At 67.5% G+C, this 22,218-nt stretch carries 18 protein-coding genes and 1 riboswitch; of the genes, 5 read left to right on the top strand and 13 right to left on the bottom strand.

All coding sequences use genetic code 11. The features are described from left to right. Window positions 1-75 precede the first annotated feature (75 nt). The 7 genes from odhB to AAW00_RS05650 all read right to left on the bottom strand — a co-directional run bounded on the left by odhB (window position 76) and on the right by AAW00_RS05650 (window position 9,480). Window positions 76-1,353 (bottom strand): 2-oxoglutarate dehydrogenase complex dihydrolipoyllysine-residue succinyltransferase, encoded by a 1,278-nt coding sequence (odhB, locus tag AAW00_RS05680; RefSeq protein ID WP_047003255.1) that lies wholly within the window; start codon window positions 1,351-1,353, stop codon window positions 76-78. 3 nt (window positions 1,354-1,356) lie between these two features. Beyond that, window positions 1,357-4,212, bottom strand: coding sequence for a 2-oxoglutarate dehydrogenase E1 component (locus tag AAW00_RS05675; RefSeq protein ID WP_047003254.1), 2,856 nt, complete (start codon window positions 4,210-4,212; stop codon window positions 1,357-1,359). A 36-nt stretch (window positions 4,213-4,248) separates the two neighbouring features. Continuing rightward, window positions 4,249-5,139, bottom strand: coding sequence for a succinate--CoA ligase subunit alpha (gene sucD / locus AAW00_RS05670; RefSeq protein WP_047003253.1), 891 nt, complete (start codon window positions 5,137-5,139; stop codon window positions 4,249-4,251). Next, window positions 5,136-6,098 (bottom strand): malate dehydrogenase, encoded by a 963-nt coding sequence (gene mdh / locus AAW00_RS05665; protein ID WP_047003579.1) that lies wholly within the window; start codon window positions 6,096-6,098, stop codon window positions 5,136-5,138. The genes sucD and mdh overlap by 4 nt, the downstream gene beginning before the upstream one ends. A gap of 189 nt (window positions 6,099-6,287) precedes the next feature. Beyond that, the gene (locus AAW00_RS05660; RefSeq protein ID WP_082124929.1) at window positions 6,288-7,871 is read right to left on the bottom strand and encodes a putative bifunctional diguanylate cyclase/phosphodiesterase; all 1,584 of its coding nucleotides are present in this window, start codon (window positions 7,869-7,871) and stop codon (window positions 6,288-6,290) included. A 94-nt stretch (window positions 7,872-7,965) separates the two neighbouring features. Further along, window positions 7,966-8,274 (bottom strand): hypothetical protein, encoded by a 309-nt coding sequence (locus tag AAW00_RS05655; protein ID WP_241461641.1) that lies wholly within the window; start codon window positions 8,272-8,274, stop codon window positions 7,966-7,968. A 150-nt stretch (window positions 8,275-8,424) separates the two neighbouring features. Continuing rightward, window positions 8,425-9,480, bottom strand: a complete 1,056-nt coding sequence (locus AAW00_RS05650) for a cell wall hydrolase (protein WP_241461640.1) — start codon at window positions 9,478-9,480, stop codon at window positions 8,425-8,427. 147 nt (window positions 9,481-9,627) lie between these two features. Continuing rightward, window positions 9,628-9,841: riboswitch (cobalamin riboswitch) on the top strand. Window positions 9,842-9,932: 91 nt separating this feature from the next. Here AAW00_RS05650 and AAW00_RS05645 point away from each other — a divergent pair. The 5 genes from AAW00_RS05645 to AAW00_RS05625 are packed head-to-tail and all read left to right on the top strand — an operon-like array spanning window position 9,933 to window position 14,602. After that, complete coding sequence (locus AAW00_RS05645) at window positions 9,933-11,816, top strand: TonB-dependent receptor plug domain-containing protein (protein ID WP_156169932.1); 1,884 nt, start codon at window positions 9,933-9,935, stop codon at window positions 11,814-11,816. Continuing rightward, the gene (locus AAW00_RS05640; protein WP_241461639.1) at window positions 11,813-12,622 is read left to right on the top strand and encodes an ABC transporter substrate-binding protein; all 810 of its coding nucleotides are present in this window, start codon (window positions 11,813-11,815) and stop codon (window positions 12,620-12,622) included. The genes AAW00_RS05645 and AAW00_RS05640 overlap by 4 nt, the downstream gene beginning before the upstream one ends. Then, the gene (locus tag AAW00_RS05635) at window positions 12,619-13,581 is read left to right on the top strand and encodes a FecCD family ABC transporter permease (protein WP_047003251.1); all 963 of its coding nucleotides are present in this window, start codon (window positions 12,619-12,621) and stop codon (window positions 13,579-13,581) included. The genes AAW00_RS05640 and AAW00_RS05635 overlap by 4 nt, the downstream gene beginning before the upstream one ends. Further along, window positions 13,578-14,309, top strand: a complete 732-nt coding sequence (locus AAW00_RS05630; RefSeq protein WP_047003250.1) for an ABC transporter ATP-binding protein — start codon at window positions 13,578-13,580, stop codon at window positions 14,307-14,309. Before AAW00_RS05635 ends, AAW00_RS05630 begins: the two co-directional genes overlap by 4 nt. Next, the gene (locus tag AAW00_RS05625; RefSeq protein WP_047003249.1) at window positions 14,306-14,602 is read left to right on the top strand and encodes a hypothetical protein; all 297 of its coding nucleotides are present in this window, start codon (window positions 14,306-14,308) and stop codon (window positions 14,600-14,602) included. The genes AAW00_RS05630 and AAW00_RS05625 overlap by 4 nt, the downstream gene beginning before the upstream one ends. Window positions 14,603-14,657: 55 nt before the next feature. Here AAW00_RS05625 and AAW00_RS05620 read toward each other — a convergent pair whose 3' ends face one another. From AAW00_RS05620 to AAW00_RS15160, 6 genes are all read right to left on the bottom strand, one after another. Continuing rightward, window positions 14,658-16,871 (bottom strand): M3 family metallopeptidase, encoded by a 2,214-nt coding sequence (locus AAW00_RS05620; protein WP_047003248.1) that lies wholly within the window; start codon window positions 16,869-16,871, stop codon window positions 14,658-14,660. A 148-nt stretch (window positions 16,872-17,019) separates the two neighbouring features. Continuing rightward, window positions 17,020-17,655 (bottom strand): hypothetical protein, encoded by a 636-nt coding sequence (locus AAW00_RS05615; protein ID WP_241461638.1) that lies wholly within the window; start codon window positions 17,653-17,655, stop codon window positions 17,020-17,022. Between the two features lie 64 nt (window positions 17,656-17,719). Further along, entirely contained in the window at window positions 17,720-18,469 is a 750-nt protein-coding gene (locus AAW00_RS05610; protein WP_241461637.1) for a lysozyme, read from the bottom strand. Between the two features lie 297 nt (window positions 18,470-18,766). Then, complete coding sequence (thpR, locus tag AAW00_RS05605; protein WP_241461636.1) at window positions 18,767-19,300, bottom strand: RNA 2',3'-cyclic phosphodiesterase; 534 nt, start codon at window positions 19,298-19,300, stop codon at window positions 18,767-18,769. Window positions 19,301-19,388: 88 nt separating this feature from the next. Beyond that, window positions 19,389-21,887: a YadA family autotransporter adhesin gene (locus AAW00_RS05600; RefSeq protein WP_047003247.1), complete on the bottom strand. Its 2,499-nt coding sequence runs from the start codon at window positions 21,885-21,887 to the stop codon at window positions 19,389-19,391. A 35-nt stretch (window positions 21,888-21,922) separates the two neighbouring features. Continuing rightward, window positions 21,923-22,186, bottom strand: coding sequence for a hypothetical protein (locus AAW00_RS15160; RefSeq protein WP_047003246.1), 264 nt, complete (start codon window positions 22,184-22,186; stop codon window positions 21,923-21,925). Between the last annotated feature and the right edge of the window lie 32 nt (window positions 22,187-22,218).

The raw sequence follows: 22,218 nt of genomic DNA, 5'->3' as shown, positions 1-22,218 counted from the left end.
TTCGTTCCGTCCGCCGCGCCTGTCAAACAAGGCAGGGCTTCGACAAGCTCAGCCCGAGCGGGGATGGTTGTAATCTTACAGGTCGATCAGCAAGCGCATCGGGTCCTCGATCGCTTCCTTCATGATCTTGAGCGCGGTCACCGCCTCGCGCCCGTCGATGATGCGGTGATCGTAGCTCAATGCGAGGTACATCATCGGGCGGATGACCACCTCGCCGTTGCGGGCGACGGGGCGATCCTCGATGCGGTGGAGGCCGAGCACGGCGCTTTGCGGCGGGTTGATGATCGGGGTCGACATCAGGCTGCCGAACACGCCGCCGTTGGAGATGGTGAAGGTGCCGCCGGCCATGTCGTCCATCGTCAGGGCCCCTTCCTTGGCGCGCTTGCCGAAGTCGGCGATGGCGAGCTCGATCTCGGCGAAGCTCATGGCATCGGCGCTGCGGACCACGGGCACGACAAGGCCGTTGGGCGCGCTGACCGCGACGGAGATGTCGACGTAATCGTGGTACACGATTTCGTCGCCATCGATGTAGGCGTTGACGGCGGGCACGTCCTTGAGCGCAAGGCAGGCGGCCTTGGCGAAGAAGCTCATGAAGCCGAGCTTGATGCCGTGCTTCTTGGCGAACAGGTCCTTGTAGGCCTCGCGCGCCTCGATCACGGCGGTCATGTCGCAATCGTTGAAGGTCGTGAGCAGCGCGGCGTTGTCCTGCGCGCCCTTCAACCGCTTGGCGATCGTCTGGCGCATGCGCGTCATCTTGACGCGCTCTTCGCGCCGCTCGCCCTTGGCAGCGGCGGGGACCGGAGCCGGAGCGGGCGCGGCGGGTGCGGACGCGTCGGACGGCGCGGCCTTCTTCGCCTCGGCGGCGGCGATCACGTCCTCCTTGGTCAGGCGACCGTCCTTGCCGGTGCCCTTGATCGACGTCGGGTCGACGCCGTGCTCGATCACCGCGCGGCGCACGGCGGGAGACATGGTGACGGATCCGTCGCCAGCCGGAGCCCCTGACGCGGCAGCCTTGTCGTCCGGCAGGGCGGCAATTTCGTCCGAGCTCTGCTTGTCGGCCAGCGCCTTGTCCGCCTTCGGCTGCGCCGCGGGTGCCTTTTCCGCCGGCGCGGTATCGCCAGCGGTCACCAGCGCGATGACCGCGCCGACTTCGACCGTGGCGCCGACTTCGACCGCGTGCGATTCCAGCCGTCCGGCGACGGGCGAGGGTACCTCGACGGCGACCTTGTCGGTTTCAAGGCTGGCGATGGGCTCGTCCACGGCGACGGCATCGCCGGGCTGCTTCAGCCATTCGCCGACGGTGGCTTCGGTGACCGACTCCCCGAGCGTGGGGACCTTGACTTCGGTGGACATCAGTTAGCTTCCCAGATCGTTGGTGGCGTTGCGGCGATCGGCGCATTCGAGCGCGGTCTTGCCGCGCGTGGAGAGGCCGAGCGCGACCGAGACGAGCGCTTCCTGCTGCGCCTGGTGGCGCGCGGCGAAGCCGGTGGCGGGCGAGGCACCCGGCTCGCGCCCGGCATAGCACGGGCGCATCCCCTCGTGGCCTGCATCCGTCAGCGCTTCCTCGATGCGGCTCTCGACGAAGAACCAGGCGCCGTTGTTCTTCGGCTCTTCCTGGCACCAGACCACCTCTTCGAGGTTCGTCATGCGGCTGAGGCGCTCGGCCAGCGGCTGTCCGGGGAAGGGATAGAGCTGCTCGATCCGCACGATGGAGACATCGTCGATCTGCTCGTCGTTGCGCTTCTGCATGAGGTCGTAGGCGACCTTGCCGCTGCACAGTACGAGGCGACGCACCTTGTCGTCGGCGATGTCCTTCCGGTCGGAGAGGATGCGCATGAAGTGGCTGTCGCCGGTGAAATACTCGGCATCGCTCTTCGCATCCGGGTGCCGCAGCAGGCTCTTGGGCGTCATGATGATAAGCGGCTTGCGGAACGGGCGCAGCATCTGCCGGCGAAGAACGTGAAAATAGTTCGCCGGGCTGGTGATGTTGCACACCTGGATGTTGTCGTTGGCGCACAGTTGCAGGAAGCGTTCGAGACGGGCGCTCGAATGCTCCGGCCCTTGGCCCTCGTAGCCGTGCGGCAGCAGCATCACGAGGCCGTTGGCACGCAGCCACTTGGCCTCGCCCGCGGCGATGAACTGGTCGATGATGACCTGCGCGCCGTTGGCGAAATCGCCGAACTGCGCTTCCCACAGCACCAGCGTCTTGGGGTCGGCCATGGCAAAGCCGTATTCGAAGCCGAGCACGCCGAATTCGCTGAGCGTGGAATCGTACACCTCGAACTTGCCGTGGGGCAGGGTGGCGATGGGGATGTACTTGTGCTCGTCGTTCTGGTCGATCCAGATGGCGTGGCGCTGGCTGAAAGTCCCGCGGCCGCTATCCTGCCCGGACAGGCGCACGCCGAAGCCCTCGGTCACCAGGCTGCCGAAGGCGAGCGCTTCCGCCGTCGCCCAGTCGAAGCCCTTGCCGCTGTCGAACATCTCGCGCTTGGCATCGAGCACGCGGCCGAGGGTCTTGTGGATCTCGATATCGCCGGGAACCGTGGTCAGCGTCCTGCCGAGGCTGGCGAGCAGCTTCTTGGGAATCGCGGATTCCACGTTGCGGCGCGCGGTTTCGGGATCGGCCGGCTTGTGCAGGCCGCTCCAGCGACCGGCGAACCAGTCGACCTCGTTGGGCTTGTAGCCCTTGGCCGCCTCGAACTCGGCATCGAGATGGGCGGTGAACTCGTCGCGCAGCGCCGGGGCGGTGCCGGCATCGATAACGCCTTCCGTCTTCAACCGCTCGGAATAGAGGTCCGATACGCGCGGGTGGTTGCGGATTTCCTTGTACATCAGCGGCTGGGTGAAGCTGGGCTCGTCACCCTCGTTGTGGCCGAAGCGGCGATAGCACCACATGTCGATCACGATGTCGCGCTTGAAGCGCTGTCGGTACTCGATGGCGAGCTTGCAGGCGAAGGTGACGGCTTCCGGATCGTCGCCGTTGACGTGCACGATCGGCGCCTGAATGCCCTTCGCAACGTCCGAGGGGTAGGGGGACGAACGGGCGAACTTCGGGCTGGTCGTGAAACCGATCTGGTTGTTGACGACGAAGTGGATGCAACCGCCCGTGGCATAGCCGCGCACGCCGGAAAGCCCGAAGCACTCCCAAACCACGCCCTGTCCGGCAAAGGCGGCGTCGCCGTGGATCAGCACCGGCAGCACCTTGTCGTGCTTGCCGAGGTCGTCGTGCATGGCCTGCTGCGCGCGGGTCTTGCCCAGCACGACCGGGTCCACCGCCTCGAGGTGCGATGGGTTGGGCACGAGGCTCATGTGCACCTTGATGCCGTCGAATTCGCGGTCGGTGCTGGTGCCGAGGTGATATTTGACGTCGCCCGAACCGCCGACGTCGTCCGGGTTGGCGCTTCCGCCGGAGAACTCGTGGAAGATCACGCGGTAGGGCTTGGCCATGACGTTGGCGAGCACGTTCAGGCGGCCGCGGTGGGCCATGCCGTAGATGATCTCGCGCACGCCCGTCGCGCCGCCGTACTTGATGACCGCCTCGAGCGCCGGGATCATCGCCTCGCCGCCGTCGAGGCCGAAGCGCTTGGTGCCAACGTACTTCTTGGCGAGGTACTTCTCGTATTCCTCGCCGCGGATCACCGCCTGCAGGATGGCGCGCTTGCCCTCCGGCGTGAACTGGATCGTCTCTTCCGGGCTCTCGAACCGCTCCTGCAGGAAGCGGCGCTCCTCCACGTCGGAGATATGCATGTATTCGAGGCCGACGTTGCCGCAGTAGGTGTGCTTGAGCGCCGTGTAGAGCTCGCCGATGCTGACCCAGCCGAAGCCGAAGACGCCGCCGATGTAGACCTCGAGGTCCTCCTGCCCTTCGAACCCGTGGCACTTGAGCGTCAGGTCCTCGGGGATGGCGCGGTGGGAGATGCCGAGCGGATCGAGATTCGCCGCCAGGTGCCCGCGCACGCGGAACGAGCGGATGAGCATCATCGCGCGGTTGGAATCGTCCGCGGCCTTTTCCAGCGAGGCCTGGTCGGTGGGCTTGCCGGCCTTCGCCGCCGCCGGAGCGATGGCGAGAGCGAGTTCGGTCGGGTCGAGCGCGGCCGTCAGATCGCTCTCCCCGCCCGTCAGCGGCCAGCGCGGATTGCCCCAGCTGGGGCCCGCCTGCGGCCCGTCCTGCTGCGGCATGGCGGGGAGGAAATTGTCCGGCTCTTTACCCATGATCGTCTCTCGCTTCGCTGACTTAGCGCGTCAGGGCTATGCCAGTTCCTTGAGCAGCGCATCGAGCGTGGTGCCGAGCTCGCTGGGCGATTGCGCCACGCGGATGCCGGCATCTTCCATCGCCGCGATCTTGTCGTCCGCGCCGCCCTTGCCGCCGCTGACGATGGCGCCGGCATGGCCCATGCGGCGGCCCGGAGGGGCGGTACGCCCGGCGATGAAGCCAACCATCGGCTTGTAGCGGCCGGCAGCGCGCTGCGCCTTGATGAACTCGGCCGCCTCTTCCTCGGCGCTGCCGCCGATCTCGCCGATCATGATGATCGACTGCGTCTCGTCGTCGTCGAGGAACAGGTCGAGCACATCGATGAAGTTGGTGCCGTTGACCGGATCGCCGCCGATGCCGACCGCGGTCGTCTGGCCGAGGCCGACGGCGGTGGTCTGGTGCACGGCCTCGTAGGTCAGCGTGCCCGAGCGACTGACGACGCCCACGCTCCCCTTCTGGAAGATGGAGCCGGGCATGATGCCGATCTTGCATTCGCCCGGGGTCAGCACGCCGGGGCAGTTCGGGCCGATGAGGCGGCTCTTGCTGCCGGTCAGCGCGGCCTTGGCGCGCACCATGTCGAGCACGGGGATACCTTCCGTGATGCACACGATCAGCGGCACCTCGGCCTCCACCGCCTCGCAGATGGCGTCGGCGGCAAACGGCGGCGGCACGTAGATGACGGTGGCATCGGCCCCGGTCGCCTCGCGCGCTTCGCGTACGGTGTCGAACTGCGGCAGGCCGAGGTGCTCGGTCCCGCCCTTGCCCGGCGTCACGCCCGCGACCATCTGCGTCCCGTAGTCGAGCGCCTGCTGGGTGTGGAAGGTGCCGGTGTTGCCGGTCATCCCCTGGGTGATGACCTTGGTGCTCTTGTCGACGAGAATGCTCATGCGAGGTCTCCATCGAGGTTCTTGCAGGCCTCGAGCAGTTCCTCGACCGCGTCGGTGCTGACCTTCAGGTTGCCCTTTTCCTCGTCCGACAGTTCGATCTCGACCACGTCCTCGATGCCGTTCGCGCCGATCACGGCGGGGACTCCCACGTAAAGGCCGTCGAGGCCGTACTTGCCCTCGACGTAGGCCGCGACGGGGAGCATGCGCTTCTGGTCGCCGAGGTAGGCCTTGGCCATGGCGATCGCGCTGGTCGCGGGGGCATAGTAGGCACTGCCGGTCTTGAGCAGGCCGACGATCTCGCCGCCGCCCGAGCGGGTGCGCTGGACGATCTCGTCGATGCGGCTTTCGGAAACGCCCTTGATCTTGGCCATGTCCTTCACCGGGATGCCGTTGATCGTGGTGTAGCTGGTGACGGGCACCATGGTGTCGCCGTGGCCGCCGAGAACAAAGGCGTTCACGTCCTTCACCGAAACGTCGAATTCCCAGGCGAGGAAGGTGGCGAAGCGCGCGCTGTCCAGCACGCCCGCCATGCCGACGACCTTGTTGTGCGGCAGACCGGAGAACTCGCGCAGCGCCCAGACCATCGCGTCGAGCGGATTGGTGATGCAAATGACGAAGGCTTCGGGCGCATGGGCCTTGATGCCTTCGCCCACCGCCTTCATCACCTTGAGGTTGATGCCGAGCAGGTCGTCGCGGCTCATGCCGGGCTTGCGCGGCACGCCGGCGGTGACGATGACCACGTCCGCGCCGGCGATGTCGGCATAATCGTTGGTGCCGGTGATCTTGGCGTCGAAGCCCTCGACCGGGCCGCACTGGCTGAGATCGAGCGCCTTGCCCTGTGGTATACCCTCGGCGATGTCGAACAGGACGATGTCGCCCATTTCCGCCTTGGCCGCCAAGTGGGCGAGCGTGCCGCCGATCATGCCGGCGCCGATGAGGGCGATCTTCTTGCGTGCCATGAAGGTTCGGTGTCCTTGCTGCGGGCGCATCCAGACCAGCTGTTGCAGGCGCGCGACCATGCGCCTCGGGGGGAGCCGCGCACCGGATTCGTCGCCCGCCCTAGGCCCGCGGAAAGGCCATTGCAACCGCCTTGCGCGATTAGTTTTTGCTAACAGTTCGCAGTAGCCTTTGCGCTCGCGGAGCGCGGTTCACCCGGCCTTGCGCCGCGGGTGTGCGACGATCGTCTGCGCGTGCTCCTCGCGCTCCTGCGTCAGCAGCAGAGCCGCCATGTAGTCGGGCACTGCGCGGCTGAAATAATAGCCCTGGCCGAGCGTGCAACCCGCAGCCTTCACCGCCTGGACCTGCTCGATGGTTTCCAGCCCCTCGGCGACGATGTGCATGTCGAGGGTGCTGCCCAGCTCCGCGACGGCGCGGATGATCGCATCGCTGCGGCGCCCCGTATTCGCGCCGGACACGAAGCTGCGGTCGACCTTGATCGTGCGGAACGGGTGCAAGTGGATGTAGCGAAGGCTGGAATAGCCGGTGCCGAAGTCGTCGAGCGAGAAGCCCACGCCCTCGGTCGCGAGGTCGGTCATGAAGGCCGCGGTGTTCTCGTCGTCGTCGATGAACAGGCTCTCCGTCAGTTCGAGCTCCAGTCGCGCGGGGTTGAGCCGCGCCTCGCGCAGCGCCGCCAGGATGCCCAGCGCCGCGCCGGGAGCCTTGATCTGCGCCGCCGACAGGTTGACCGCCAGCGTGATGTCGTCGGGCCAGGTCGCGGCCGCCTGCGCGGCCTTGCCGGTGATCCAGTTGCCCAGCGTGATGATCAGCCCGCTTTCCTCGGCGATAGGGATGAACTCGGCGGGCAGCAGTTCCCCCTTGTCGGGATGGAACCAGCGCACCAGTGCCTCGAACCCGCGGATGCGACCGCTGGCGAGGTCGATGATCGGCTGGAAGAAGATCGACAGTTCGTCGCGCTGGATGGCGGTCCTGAGGTCTGCCTCGATCTCCTTGCGGCGAGCGAGTGCGCGGGTCATGGAATCGTGGAAGAAGCGCACCTCGTTCGCCCGCCCGCGCTTGGCGTGGTAGAGCGCGAGGTCCGCCGCCTGCATCAATCGCGGTATCGCGATGGCATCGTCCGGCATCATCGCCACTCCGATCGACACGCCGTTGCCGATCCGGTGGCCGTTGATCCGCACCGGCTGCGAGACACGCTCGGCGATGCGCCCGGCCATTTCCTGCGCCGCGAGCAGAGAGGGCAGGCGCGCGGCGAGCACGAATTCGTCGCTGGCGAAACGCGCGAGCACCGCGTCCTCGGGCGCGGCTTCGCGCAGGCGGCTGGCCACCTCCTGCAAGACTTTATCGCCGATCTGGTGGCCGAGCCCGTCGTTGACCTCCTTGAAGCGCCTGAGGTCGAGCCACAGCAGCGCCACCTTTTCCCCCAGCGGCAGGTCCGTGGCGAACGGCTCCATCGCCGCTTCCAGCCCCACGCGGTTGGCTAGTCCGGTAACGGTATCCGTCTGCGCCTGTTCGCGCATGGAGCGGGCGAGGTCCTGGCTCGCGCGGGCAAGGTCCTGCTGTTCGTCGAAGTGGCGCAAAACGGCAAGGCTTGCCCCGGCAAGGCCCAGCACCAGCACGGGGATAGCGGCCAGCAGCAAGACGTGCGGCACGCCGAGGGCCGTCAGCGCCACGGCCAGCATCGGCGCGGCCAGTAGCAGGGCCTGGGCCACAAGGAGGCGACGCGGGACACTGCGGCAGAGCGCCGGAACCCGGTCCAAGTCTCGCAGTAATCTCATGCGGATAGAATTACGCGATCGCAATCACCCGATGGTAAATCGCGCACTAGGGAAAAGCGCAGGCGCGCGGCCGCGCGGCCGCGCGGCAGGCGCCTCAGCGGCCGTTGTCGGCGATGCGGTCCAGGCTTCGCGCCATGCGTCGGTCCAGCGCGCGGCAGACTTCCAGCCACCAGGCGTAGGTCTCGCGATCGCCCGCGTCGGCTGCGGCAAGGGCCTGCCCGTGCGCGTCGCGCGCAGCGGCGAGGCCGTGCCTGGCAAAATGGCGCAAGGCAGCGTGGAGGTGCGGCTGGTTGAATCGCGGCCCGCCTTCATCGTTCGCCGGCAGCAGGCGTATCCGGCGCACCCGCTCGGCGGGCATCCGTGCGGCGATCTGCGAGGACGGGGCGGCGAAGCGGATGGACATCGGGATGCTGGTTCCTGCCGGTTGCAAGGGAACGCGGCGATGCGTTCCCGGGTTCGGCGGGGCCCTAGCGCGAGCGGCGCTAAACAACCGTTTGGCAGCATGGTTGCCGCGCTGTTAGCAAGTGTTTGCGGGGGTTTGCGGCCCTGGCGCCTACTGGCCCGGGGAGGCGATCCAGCGCCCGCTGTTCGCGTATTCGCTGCGCACGGCTCCGCTTCCGGGCAGCACATTGTTGACAGGGTCGGGCGTGGCTGCGGCGGGCGCGGCGACGGCCGTTTGCTGTGCCGGTGCAGCGGTGCGCAGCGGCGTTGCGGAGGCTTGCACGAAATTCGTCATCGCCGGCGCGTCGACCGGATCGGGCGCGACGGGGGTGACGCTGCGGGCGCGTGCCGGTGCCGGCTCCGCGCCGCGATATGCCGAGCGGAAGGCCGAGGGCTGGCCAGCCGCGCCTTTCCAGCGATAGAAGATGTGTGCACCGATGACCGTCACCGGATCGAGGCTGGGAGCCCAATAAGGATTTACCGCCAGCGTGTGGTAATGCGTGGCCGTGCCGACAGGTGCGTAGACGATACCCGCCAGCGCCTCGCGCGCGATGCGACTGGCGCGGTTCCAGGCACTCTGGCTCGGCTGGCGCGCCAGCGATCCGTCGCAGGTAAAAGTGAACTGGCACCCGGTCGACCGCTCGCTGCCTTGGTAGACGACACCGCACACGCTGCCGGGATAGGCCGGGTGGGCCACGCGGTTGAGCACCACCTGCGCCACGGCGCGCTGCCCTGCGTCGCTCTCGCTCGCCGCTTCGTAGTAGATCGCCTGCGTCATGCACTGTTGAGCGCGGACGTGGTCGCGGTCGGAGCCGACGATGCGCAGGGGGCTGGCGGCCAGCGGCACATCGGCCAGCGTGGCGGAAGCGAGCGCGGGCCTGCCGATGACCTGCACCGTTTCGTTCCCGCTCGTCTCGACCAGCTGCGGCACGTCCTCGAGATAGTAGAAGGCCGAGCCTGGAAAGCTCTGGCCCGCAGTCTCGAACGGCATGGCCGTGGGCGCACTCTCCACCTCGCTCTCGGCGAAGAGCGCGGCGGTGCTGTTGGCGGTGAAGGCGGGCATGGCCGCGGCGATCAGTACGACCGCCACCGGCTTGAACCAGGCACGCGCCCGCTCGGCCCAGGTCGGGCGGCGGCGACGGAAATCGCGCGCGGGGTTAGCAGGCATGACAGGGGCGGTGATCACCCGCGGGCCCATAGGCGCAGGGACCTTGCCAGGCACTTGCCGCGTCTGGCGCGTCCCATTGCGGGACGGCGGTTAAGGACGATTCACCAAGATGCGCGCCTGCTTGCGCGGCATGCGGCGCGCGCCTACAGGACCGGCGACGTCACGGGTGTCGGGCTGTGCGCAAGCGCGGCCGGACCGAATAGGGAAGGGGGTTCGAAGCCTCCGCTGCCCCCGCAACTGTGACCGGGGAGCGACCCGCTCTCATGCCACTGTCCACTTCCGAGTCATTCGGCTGGGCGGGAAGGCGAGCGGGGAGCCGTGATCCGGGAGCCAGGAGACCTGCCTGCGACGGTCGTTCTGCCACGGGCGGGGTGCACCGACGGCAAACGGAGAGAGCGCGCAAGCGCTCCCTTCCGTCATGGGCGGCGAGCTCGCTTATGATAGGAGGTATCGTGTTCAATTATCTGTTTTCGGCTGTTTCCCTGCTTGCCATTTCCGTGCCCGCCGCGGCGCAGGAGGCGCTGCCGCCGGCCAGCGACAGCGTGACCGACGAGACGAGCATCACCGTCACCGCCACCGGCACGCGCACCACGGTGCAAGGCACGGGCCAGTCCGTCACCGTGATCGGACCGGATGAGATCGAGCGCGTCCAGAGCGCCGACCTGGCCCGCGTGCTCGAACGCGCTCCGGGCGTCACCTTCTCCCGCAACGGCGGGGTGGGCAGCTTCACCGGCGTGCGCCTGCGCGGGTCCGAGGCCGAGCAGGTGCTGACCGTGCTCGACGGCGTGCGCGTGGCCGATCCGGCGGCACCCTCGGGCGGGTTCGACTACGGCACGCTGCTGGCGCTCGATCTCGACAAGGTGGAGGTGCTGCGAAACTCCAATTCCACGATCTGGGGCTCGGACGCGATCGGCGGGGTCATCGTCGCATCAAGCCGGGCCGAGGGCGGCGTGGCCGCGCGGGCCGAATACGGCAGCTACGACACGCTGGACGCGATGGTTTCCGCCGCGCTTTCCGACGCTGATACAGGCTTTCTCGGCGTCTCCGGCACCTGGTTCCAGACTGACGGATTTTCCGCCGCTGCGAACGGCACGGAGCGAGACGGTTTCGAGCAATGGACCGTAAATGGCCATGGCCGTTACTATTTCTCCGATCGCTTCGAGGTCTTCGCCCGCGCGCGCTATGCCGAATCGATGCTCGACATCGACGGCTTCCCGCCGCCGAACTATGCTCTGGCGGACACCGACGAGGTGCAGGACACCACCCAGCTGTTCGGCAGCGCGGGCGCGGTCTACGACAGCGGGCCGCTGTTCCTTTCCGCCGCCTACAGCCGCGCCGAAACGGACCGCGACAACCTGGACGGTGACGGCGTCGAAACCTTCACCAGCCAGGGCACGTCCGACCGCATCGACCTGCGCGGCGAGTGGCGGCCGTTCGGCCCGTTCCTGCTGAACTTCGGCGGCGAGACCGAGTGGACGAGCTACAAAACCCTGTTCGATGCCGGCAACGACACGCGCATCTCCGGCGCCTACCTGCAAGGAGGGCTCGAATGGCGCGGGATCGCGGCGCACTTCGGCGCGCGGGTGGACGACCATGCCGACTTCGGCACGGAGGTGAGCCTCGGCGGCGATGCCAGCTATGCGTTCGCCCCGGACTGGCGCGTGCGCTTTTCGGTCGGCGAGGGCTTCAAGGCACCGACGCTGTTCCAGCTCTATTCCGATTTCGGCAACCTCGCCCTGCAGCCCGAGCGCAGCCTCGGCGCGGACGTGGGTGTCGTTTACGGCGACCGGGTATTGACGAGCGGCAGGGTTTACGCCGCCGTAAACGCCTACCGCCGCCAGACGAGAGATCAGATCGCCTTTATCGGCTGTTTCCTCAGCGCCGATCCCATCTGCGTCGATCGCCCCTTCGGCACCTACGACAATGTCGCCCGTTCCGCCGCGCAGGGCATCGAGGTCGAGGCGCGCGTGGGGCTGGGCGACGCGCTGGTGCTGGGCGGTGCCTATGCCCTGACCGATGCGAAGAACCGCGTGACCGGGCTCGTCCTGCCGCGCCGCCCGCGCCATGCCGCCACGCTGACCGCCGATCTCACGCCGTTCGACCGGCTGACGCTGGGTGCGGACCTAAGGATCGTCTCGTCCAGCTTCGACGATGCCGGAAATGCCGTGCGGCTGGACGGCTACGAGACCCTGGCCCTGCGCGCCGCCTTCGGTCTGACGGACCGGATCGAGGTCTTCGGCCGGGTCGAGAACCTGTGGGATGAGGATTATCAGACCGCCGCAGGCTACGCGACGAGCGGCCGCGCCGCCCACGTGGGGGCGAGGCTGAAGCTGTGAAAGCGGCACTGGCCGCGCTGCTGCTGCTGGGCGGCTGCGCGGCCTCGCCGTCCGCGCCGCTGGCTGACATAGCGCGCCCCACCATCGTCAGCCTCAACCCCTGCGCCGATGCAGTGCTGGCCGAAGTCGCCGCGCCGGGCCAGCTGCTGGCGATCTCGCACTGGAGCAAGGACCCGGAGACGAGCTCGATGGAGCCCGCCGCGGCTGCCCGTTTCGACGCGACCGGCGGCACGGCGGAGGAGGTCATCGCGCTGGGGCCGGACGTGGTCGTGGGCGATACTTTCATGGCCCCAACGCTGCGCGACGCGCTCGAGCGGGCGGGTATCCGGGTCGAGACCGTGGGCATCGTCGCCGACCTGCCCGCAGCCGAGGCGCAGGTCCGCCAATTGGCCGGCGTAGCGGGGGACGAGGCTCGGGGCGAGGCCATGGTCCGGCGGATGGATCGCGCCTGGAACGCGCCCCCTCCGGCAGACGCTCCGCTCGATGTGCTGGTGTGGCAGGACGGCGGCATCGTGCCGGGCGAGGAGACGCTCATCGCCGCCATGCTGACGCGAACCGGCTTTCGCCTGCACAGCGCCGCGCGCGGATTGGGGCAGGGCGCATACCTGCCGCTGGAGGAGGTGCTGGCCGATCCGCCCGCGCTGGTGCTGACGACCGGCGACGAGCGGATGCTGACCCATCCGGTGCTTGGGCAGGTGCCCGGCCTTGCGTACGCTCAGCTAGACGGCAACCTGCTATACTGCGGCGGTCCGACCATCCCGCGCGCGCTGGCGCGATTGCGCGAGATCCGGCGAGAGGCCGCATGACGCGCCCGGTCCTCGTCCTCGCGGCGCTGCTGGCGCTCGCCGTGCCGCTCTCGCTGCTGGCAGGGCGGGTGTGGATCGATCCGGCCTCTACCCCCAACGCCGCGCTGATCCTTGCCGAGCTGCGCCTGCCGCGCGCGGTGCTGGCGCTGGTGCTCGGCGGCGGACTGGGGGCGGCGGGCGCGGCGATGCAGGGATACCTTCGCAATCCGCTCGCCGACCCCGGACTGTTCGGCATAGCGCCCGGAGCGGCGCTGGGCGCGGTGCTGGCGCTGTTCATTGGCGTGAGCGCGGCGTGGATGCTGCCTGCCTTTGCGCTCGTCGGCGCGGGCGGGGCGATGGCGCTGCTGGCGCTGATTGCCGGGCGTACGGCGAGCCCGGCCAACGGCATCGCGCTGTTCACGCTGGCGGGCATGATGATCGCCAGCCTCGCGGGCGCGCTGACCAGCCTCGTCATCAGCCTCGCGCCCAATGCCTTTGCCATGAGCTCGATCGTCACCTGGCTGATGGGCGCGCTGACCGACCGCAGCTGGCAGGACGTCTCGATCGCCGCGCCGCTTACCGCGACAGGGGTGGTGCTGCTGTGGCGCGCGGGGCGTTCGCTCGACGCTCTGACGCTGGGAGAAGCTGCGGCGCGCTCGATGGGCGTGGACCCGCGGCGGCTGCTGTGGCTGATGGTCGCCGGGACTGCGCTGACCGTTGGAAGCGGCGTGGCGGTGGCGGGCATCATCGGCTTCGTCGGGCTGATCGTGCCCCACCTCGTGCGGCCCTTCACCGACCGCCGCCCCTCCAGCCTGATCGTGCCGAGCGCGCTGGCGGGCGCGCTGCTGGTGCTGGTGGCGGACATGGTCTGCCGCGTGCTCCCGCTCGTCACCGAGCTGCTGCTGGGCATCGCGCTGTCGCTGATCGGCGCTCCGTTCTTCCTCTGGCTGCTGCTGCGGATGCGAAGGGGGCTGGCATGAGCCTGGTTGCCAAAGACGTGGCACTGGCCGGACGCCTGGCCGGCGTATCCGCCGCGCTGGAGCCGGGGCGCATCACCGCCATCTGCGGCCCCAATGGCGCGGGCAAGTCGACGCTCTTGTCCGTGCTGGCGGGCTTGCTGGCACCCGATACGGGCGTGGCGCGGCTGGGCGAGCGGGCGCTTTCTTCATTGCCGCCGCGCGAGCGGGCGCGGGCTATCGGCTACCTGCCGCAGACGGGCGAAGTCGCCTGGGATGTCAGCGTGAGCAATCTCGTCGCGCTGGGTCGCCTGCCGCATGGCGACAAGGGTGACGAAGCTGTGGCGCGGGCGCTGGGGTCTTGCGACCTCGATGCCTTTGCCGCGCGCCCGGTCTCGACGCTGTCGGGCGGGGAGCGGGCGCGGGCCTTGCTGGCGCGGGTGCTGGCGGGGGAGCCCGAGTGGATACTCGCCGACGAACCGTTCGCCGCGCTCGACATCGGCCATCAACTTGCCCTGCTGCGCGTGCTGCGTGCCGAGGCGAAGGCCAGGCGCGGTGTCGTCATCGTCGTCCACGATCTTACCATCGCCATGAACCACGCCGACCGCGTGCTCGTTCTGGACGATGGCGCGCTGGCGGCGGACGGATCGCCGGACGAGGCCTTGTCAGACGAAATCATCGCCCGTGTCTGGGGCGTCACGGCCCGATGGACGGGGGAACCGCAAGCACGCGCACTCGTCGTCCACGGATGACACGCGAGGAACTCGAAGCCCGCTGGTTCGCGCTCACTCGCGAGGACATGCCCGCAGTTGCCGCCGAGCGCGGCTGGCCCGTTCGCTTCGACCACTGCTTCCAGCGCATCCTGCTCGACAACGCGGTCGGCAGGCCGTGGCGCGAGGTCATTGCCGCACCTGCCTATCGCGAGGCACCGGACGAGGTGCTGGCGCAGGCCGTCGCGCTGGGGGAGGCAGCTCTGGCGGGGAGCGCGGACCTGGCCGCGCTCAACCGGCGGTCGCTGGACCTGCGCGGCAAGTTGCGCGCGTGAAAGAAAAGGGCCGCCGGATCGCTCCAACGGCCCTTCTCGATTGTCGCTTCGAGGATTACTCCGCGCCGGTCGCGCCGATGTCTTCCTGCGAGTTGTCGTCAGCAGCCACTAGACCACGCGCTTCGAGCAGCGGCTCGACGCGCGGGGCGTGGCCGGTGAAGTCGCGGTACATCTGGTCGTAGGTCTTCGAATGACCCTGGCCGAGGAAGGTGCGACGAATGCGGTCGCCCATCTGCCGGTTCATGCCGCCGTTCGCCACGACGTATTCGTAGGCATCGTGCGCCAGCATCTCGGTCCAGGTGTAGCTGTAGTAACCGGCCTGGTATCCGTGGTTCCAGATGTGCCGGAAGTACGGCGTCTTGTAGCGCGGCTGCACGAGATCGGTGCGCAGGCCAAGGCGGCTGAGCGCCTGCCCCTCGAAGGCCATGACGTCGGTCGGCACTTCGCTAGGCGAGAGTGCGTGCCACTCCATGTCGAGCAGCGAGGCGGCAATGACCTCGCCGAAGCTGTAGCCCTGATCGAAGCGGCTCGAGCGGTCGATGGCCTGCACGAGGCGGTCGGGGATTACCTCTCCGGTCTGCCAGTGACGGGCATAACGCTGCATCACCTCGGGGCGGGCGGCGAAGGGCTCGTGGAACTGGCTGGGGAATTCCACCCAGTCGCGCGCAGTGTTGGTGCCCGAGAGCGAAGTGTACTCCTGGTCGGCGAACATGCCGTGCAGGGCATGGCCGAACTCGTGGAACATGGTCGTTACGTCGTCCCAGGTCGCCAGCGCCGGCTGTCCTTCGGCGGGCTGGGCGATGTTGAGTGTGTTGGAGATGACAGGGCGCAGGCCCAGCGCGCGGCTCTGCTCGACGTAGTTGTTCATCCACGCGCCGCCCGACTTGTTGTCGCGCGCGAAGGGGTCGAAGTAGAACAGCGCCAGGTCCGACCCGTCGGCATCCTTGACGGTGTAGACCGTGATGCTGTCGTCGTAGACCGGGATGTCGCTGCGCTTCTCGAACGTCAGGCCGTAAAGCTGGTTGGCCATGTAGAAGACGCCGTCTTCCAGCACGTTGTCGACGACGAAGTATTGCTTCAGCTCCTCGTTATCGAGCGCATAGCGTTCGCGGCGGACCATCTCGGCATAGTAGGGCCAGTCCCATGCCTGCAGCGTCAGGTTGGGGTCTTCCTGCCGGGCGCGGGCCTGCAGCACGCCGGCCTCGCGGTCCTGCGTGGCGCGCAGGGCGGGCACCATCTGCGTCATGAAGTTGATCGCGGTCTCCGGGTTCTGGGCATAGCGATCGTACATCTGCCAGGTGGCGTAGTCCGGCGCGCCGAACAGCTCGGCGATGCGCGTGCGCAGGCGGATGATCTCGGCGATGTTGGGCAGCGTGTTGTTCGCGCCGCTCTGGTTGCGGGCGATGCTGGCGTTGTACAGCCGCTCGCGCACGGAGCGGTTTTGCAACTGGCCGAGCAAAGGCTGGCTGGTGGTGTTCGACAGGCTGAGCAGATACTTGCCGCGCTGGCCACGCTCCGTGGCGGCGGCAGCGGCGGCGGCGATCTGCGCGTCGGACAGGCCGGCGAGCTCTTCGCGACTGTCGACGATCAGCGCACCGGCGGCGGCACCATCGGTGATGTCGGTGCTGATCTCTGCCTGCAGGGCGGAAAGGCGCTCGTTGATCTGGCGAAGCTCGGTCTGTGCCGCCGGGGTCAGCTGTGCGCCCTCGTGGACGAAGTCGGCGTACATGGTCTCGAGCAGCATCGCGCTCTCGGGCGTCATGCTCATGGCGGCACGGTTGTCGTAGACCGCCTTGACGCGCTGGAACAGGCGGGGGTTGAGATACATGGCGCTCGACAGGGCGGCACGCTGCGGGGCGAGCGCGGCATCGGCGGCGTTGAGCACGTCGTTGGTGTTCGCGCTCACCAGCTGGTCGAACGGCGCGGTGGCGCGGGCATAGACCCGTCCGGCATCCTCGAGCGCGACGATGGTGTTGGCGAAGGTCGGCGGGTTGGGATTGTTGGCGATGGCCTCGATCTCAGCCATGTTGATGGCGATCGCCTCTTCGATGATGCCCTGCCACTGGTTGTCGCTGACGCGGTCGAACTGCGGCGCCTGGAACGGCAGCGGGGATGGCTGGCCAAAGATGCTGGTCGCGGCGGGAATCTCGGGGTTGTAGGCGACCTCGCCCGGCATGGTGGCCATATCGCCCTCCGGCATGGTGGTGGTGCAACCGGCGGCCGCGAGAGCCATCAGCGTGGTGGAGGCGAGGAGGGGTAGTTTGCGCATTCGGGCGACTCTCTCTTGTGTTTTAAAACTAGCGATACCGGCTTGTTGCAGCTTTTGGTTGCGACGGAAACCGGTTTGAAACGGGTATAGCAGGAGCGGATGCCTCCAAGCTGAACGGCGAAGGCCGGTTTCGGTTTCCCGCGCTCCGTCAGAGAGGTGTCGCGGGGGCTTCCTGCGCGGCAACCTCGCTCGCCGCCTCGGCCGCCTCGGCAAAGGCTTGGCGGTTGACCGTGACCAGCCGCGGTCGCCCGCCCTGTCGGTCGGCGACCAGCCACAGCGAGCCCAGCTTGAAGAAAGCGCCCTGGTCAGGGACCACGGTGATGTCTTCGAGCGACAGGTCCTGCATCATCTCCAGCATTTCCGGCGAAAAGACTTCGTCGAAGCCCTCTTCCGCCAGTTCATCGGTCAGTTCGCGGCGGTTGCCCTCCGCATCGATGTAGAGCAGTGGCAGGCCAAGTTCGCGCACCAGTGCCGCCCGGTCATTGGCCGCGGCGGCGGCACGAATTGCCGCGAGCGCGGCCTCGAACTCGCTGGCGCTGGTGCCGGTGGCGCAGGAGATTGCTCCGCCCTCCACGCTGTCATGGGCACGGTCGAAGTCGCGGTTCGGTTCCGCCTGCGCGTCCCAGATGACCAGCAGGCAATCCTGCGCCGCGTCGAGCGACCCCTGCGGAAGGCCTGCGACGATGGTCTCTTCGCGTGACTGGGTATTCGGATCGGCACCGTTGCAGCCCGCCAGCATCAAGATGGCGAGCGCAATGGTGAATATGGCGAGACGAGGTTTCATCGGTCTCTGTCATTGGTTGGCGTGGCCCGCCGAGACAAGGGCGGACGCGATAGAATTGCGTCGATCAGGTCCGGATGTTGCCGGACACGCTCATGTGCGCGGGCCGCGGGTCGGAATAGGCGGCTTCCTGGAAAATGGCCGCGCGGCGCTCGCTCCGAAAAACGAGGCCGTTCGCTACCGAACCGCCTGCGTGGTGATAATTGAGCTCATCCGCGATGCCTTGGTAATCGCGCTCGGCGATCGCCTTGTTCAGACGCGGACTTTCGCGTTCCGATACGTTGCCGCTGCCGACGTTGTAGACAAGGTCGACCAAGGCATCGAACTCGTTCTGGTAGAGCGCCAGGTCGCCGACGAGATTTCGCACACCCTCTTCCGCCGTCTTCAGATCGCCCTCAAGCAGCGCGAGCGCGCGTTCGTACGAAATGCGATCACCGACCTTCAGATTGTCTTCGGGCGTCACGAGATGACCGACCCCGACCGTGGGATAGCCGGCCACGTCGCGGTAGACTGTCAGGCGCACGCCTTCTTCCTCGGCCAAGGCTTCCTTCATCGCCTCGCTTGCCGTCAGCGTGAATGCGGGCATCCGCACGTCGTAGGGGTTGGTGGCGACGCTGACCGAATAGCTCGCCCTGTCGAGGTCGACCATGCCAGGGCTCGCCGCCATGACCGCGGCCGACATGGCGAGCGCGGCCTTGCGCTTGATCATCCGGTTGCCCAGCTCGCGCGCCCGGCGATCGGCGCTGGACTTGCGGCGCAGGCGGCGGTTGAATTCCTGCACCATCTCCATCCGCATCCACTGCAGCGCGGAGCCCAACTCCTTTTGCGCGGCGGTCGGCGTCGTGCGGGGCGGGGCGGGGGGATGGCTCGAGCCGTCGGCGGAGACGAGGCTTGGCCCGCTCCTTTTATCCTGAGAAGTCACGCTGGACATGGCATTCCAATTCTTTGTTGCGGGCGGCGCTGCCTGAGTTTCGCGTGGCGCACCTCGCCCCTTGGGTTCTCGTTCAAACAACCAACGGGCAACGGGGACGACAGGTCCACGCTTCATCCGAGGAATCCACCATCCTGCACCGTATCGCTTGACGACGCGAAAGACGTCCGCACGCGCGGTAAATTATGGGAATTGCGCGATTTCCTGGTAAATCGCTTCCGATCTGCCGAGCTCGCTCTCGAACAGGGCGAAGCTTTCGGCCCGCCAAGATGGCAAGGCGAGCGCGCCGTTGGCCGCCAGCCAATCGCCGATCGGGGCACTGCCCGCGTTCAGCCGGGCGAGCGTGATATGCGGCACGAACCTGCGCGTTTCCGGCGACATGCCTGCGCGTCGGCACGCTATCTCTACGCTGTGCTGCAGGTCGGCGAGCGACGCGCTCGGCTCTACCCTAGCCCACAAGGCGCGCGGGCGGTTTCGTCCCTCGAAGTGACCGACCCCGGCCACCTTTATCTCGAACGGGTGCAGCGACACGCTCTCCATGGCGGTGATGACATCGGCAAAGGCATGGCGGTCGACCTCGCCGATGAAGCGCAGGGTTACGTGCAGGTTGTCGGCATCCTGCCAGCGCGCGCCCGGGACGCCTTCCATGGTATCGAGCAGGGCCTCGCAAACACTGTCCGGCGGGCGGAGGGCGATGAAGATGCGGCGCAGCGACATGCCAAGGTTCTAGTCGTCCGCGTGCCAACGCGAAAGGCCGGCCCCCACGCGTGGAGCCGGCCTTCCCGGATACATTCGATGGCTAGTGTCAGAAACCGAAGCCGGCACCGACCGAGAAACCGCCATGACCGTTGGTGTCGAGCGTTCCGCCGGCCTTCACCACGCCGCGCCCGTCGTTGAAGGTCGTCGACAGGCCGATGGCGAAGGCTGTTTCGCCGCGATAGTGGCCGACGCCGCCGCCCAACATGGACTGTCCCGCCTCCATGGTCTGCGGGATGCCGGCCACCGCCATCGCTGCGGCACTTCCGGCAAAGGCTTCGTCGCGCAGTTCGGCCAGATCGAAGCCCAGCGCGTCGATCCCGGCACCGAGCAGGGCGAACTGCTCGTCGGTATAACTGACGGCATCGGCCAGCACGCAACTGAGCCCGTTGTTAAGCTGCGCCACGTTGACCGCGTCGTTGGCAAGCGTTCCGGCGGCGACATTATGCAGCCGTACCGGCTCGGCGACATTCGCGCCCACCAGCGTCACGTCCTGCGTTACCGTGCCGCCGTTGGCCTGCGTCGGCGTGGCTGCATTGGCGTACTGCACGGCGGCGCGCGGGCTGTTGGCATAGCTGGTGTTGAGTATCGCGATATCGGCGGTGTTGCGATCGATGTCGGTCCGGTTCACCGCGACCTGCGCATTGGTGGCCGCCAGCTGCCCGCCATTGACGGCATCGGTCGATCCCGCCGCCAGGTTGCCGGCTGCAACGTTCGTCACTCGGACCGCACCGCCGCCTGCGCCTTCGAAAGCCGCAGTATTGGTCGGCACCGCGCTGGGGGTGGAGCCATCGGCATCCGAAACGTAACCCACGGGAACGTTGTCGACCTGCGCCTGCACCTGGGCGATGTTCGTGGTGTTCGTCGTAACCTGCGCCCCGATGGAGACGATGTTCGACGTGTTCGTCGTCACGCGGTTATCCAGGTTCGCTATGTCACCTTCGTTGACGGTCACGCGGGCGCCCAGGTTGGTGATGTCGGTTTCATTGACGGTCACCCGCGAGCCGAGGTTGGTGATGTCGCCCTCGGTCACGGTCACCCTTGCATCGAGCGCGAGCACGTCACCCTCCACCAGCGTCACGCGCCCGTCGAGGTTGGCAATGTCGCCCTCGTTCACCGTCACCCGCGCGTCGAGATTGGTGATGTCGGTCTGCACGTTCGTTATGCCGGTGGAGAGATTGGCGATGGCCGTGGTATTGGCAGCGATGTTGGTCTCGTTCTGCGTCACCCGCCCGTCGAGCGCGCTGACCGCCTGATTGGTGGCGAAGAGCTGCGCGCCATTGACCGCTTCGGTCGAGCCGGCACTGAGCTGCCCCGGCGCCACGTTGCCGATCGTCGTTCCGCCCGCTCCGTCCAGCGTGATACTGGCGTGGGTGGGATCGTCGTACATCACCGCCATGTTCTGCAGGTCCGCGATATCGCCCGTGTTCGCGGCGACCTGGCCCTGCAAGGTGGCGATATCGCCGGTGTTCGCGGTCACCTGTCCCTGCAGCGTGCCGATTGCGCCCGTGTTCGCAGCGACCTGTCCCTGCAGGGTGCCTACATCCGTTTGCAAGGCGCCGATGGCTGCCCCGTTAGTCGCCACGTTCGCATTGGTAGCGGCCAGTTGCGAGCCATTGACGGCATCGGTGGAGCCGGCGGCCACGTTACCCGCGGCGACGTTGGTCACCAGCGATCCGCCTGCGCCGCCCAGCGTGACGCTGGCCTGCGTGGCGTCGTCGTACTGGACAGCGTTGGCGAGACCGGAATTCACGCTGTCGATGGCGGCCTGTACCTGGCCCACGGTTGCCGCGTCGCTCGCGGTGGTTCCGGGAGCGACATTGGTGATCTGGCGAAGCGCCCCGGCAGCACCGACGGAGACGCTGCCGACGCTATCGAACGTGCCGGGAAGGAAAGCGGCGGTATACCCGGTGAGTGCCCCGCGGTCGGCGAGACTTCCCGCGCCGAGTGCCACGCTGTTGGAAACCGTCACGCGGGCATTGGTGCCGAGCGCCAGGGCATTGAAAGCGCCGGGATCGGTGATGGCACCGTTGCCGAAGGCGATGGCATCGAGCTCCGCGGCGCTGGCGGGAGCTCCGCTGCCCAGCCCGGTGATCTGATTGCCACCGATGGCAAGGCCAGCGGGGGTGTTGAGCGTATATCCGTCAGCCGCGAGGTTGCAGTCTCCGGGCGAGACGATGTTGCCGTCGCGGTCGAGCACCTGGAGCGAGATAGGATCGCCATTGGCGAGCGACTGCGTCGTCGCGGCCACGCCCAGGTCGACGTCGGGAATCGAAAGTAGCGGCAGCAGCGCGATCTGCACGGTCAGCAAATCATCATACAGCGCCTCCAGCCCGCTGGCGGTCGGCACGACGGTGGTTTCGAGGATATCGCGCAGGGCGCTTTGTTCCAGCGTGATGCCGGTACACACGTCGACCACCGGCTGCAGCGCTTGTGCCCGGGCCTGCGACTGGAAGGCGGGCACCGTCATCACGCTGGTGGCGACCGCTGCCATCGCGGCGGCCCGCAGGGACATGGAGCGCACAAGGTTCTTCGAAGCATAAGTCATATCATATTCCTTTCTTCTTGGGAGAGTTGGGCGGATCATTCCCAGTCCTTGCGTAATGCCGCCTGCGCGTGCCGAAGGGCGACGCCCTGGCATTTGAATCCTCGTCGCAGATGACGGTATTTCCGGCTCAGCGCGAGGTGATCGCGGGCGATCTTCTCGGCGCGGTAAAGCATCGTAGTGTCGGGCAGGTCGCGTCGGTCCGTGGTCGCATGGTCGAGGACCAGGAAGATGGTGGGCCATTCGACCCGATAGCGCAGGCGAAGCCCTATCCATTTGTCGTGGAACACGGCCTTCTGCACGTTCGGAGAGGACCGGAGAGCGGCGATGAAAT

This window comes from Aurantiacibacter luteus (assembly GCF_001010945.1).
Classification (GTDB): Bacteria; Pseudomonadota; Alphaproteobacteria; order Sphingomonadales; family Sphingomonadaceae; genus Alteraurantiacibacter; species Alteraurantiacibacter luteus.
The sequence above is the reverse complement of the archived record's forward strand: the minus strand, read 5'-3'. Positions and strand labels throughout refer to the sequence as shown.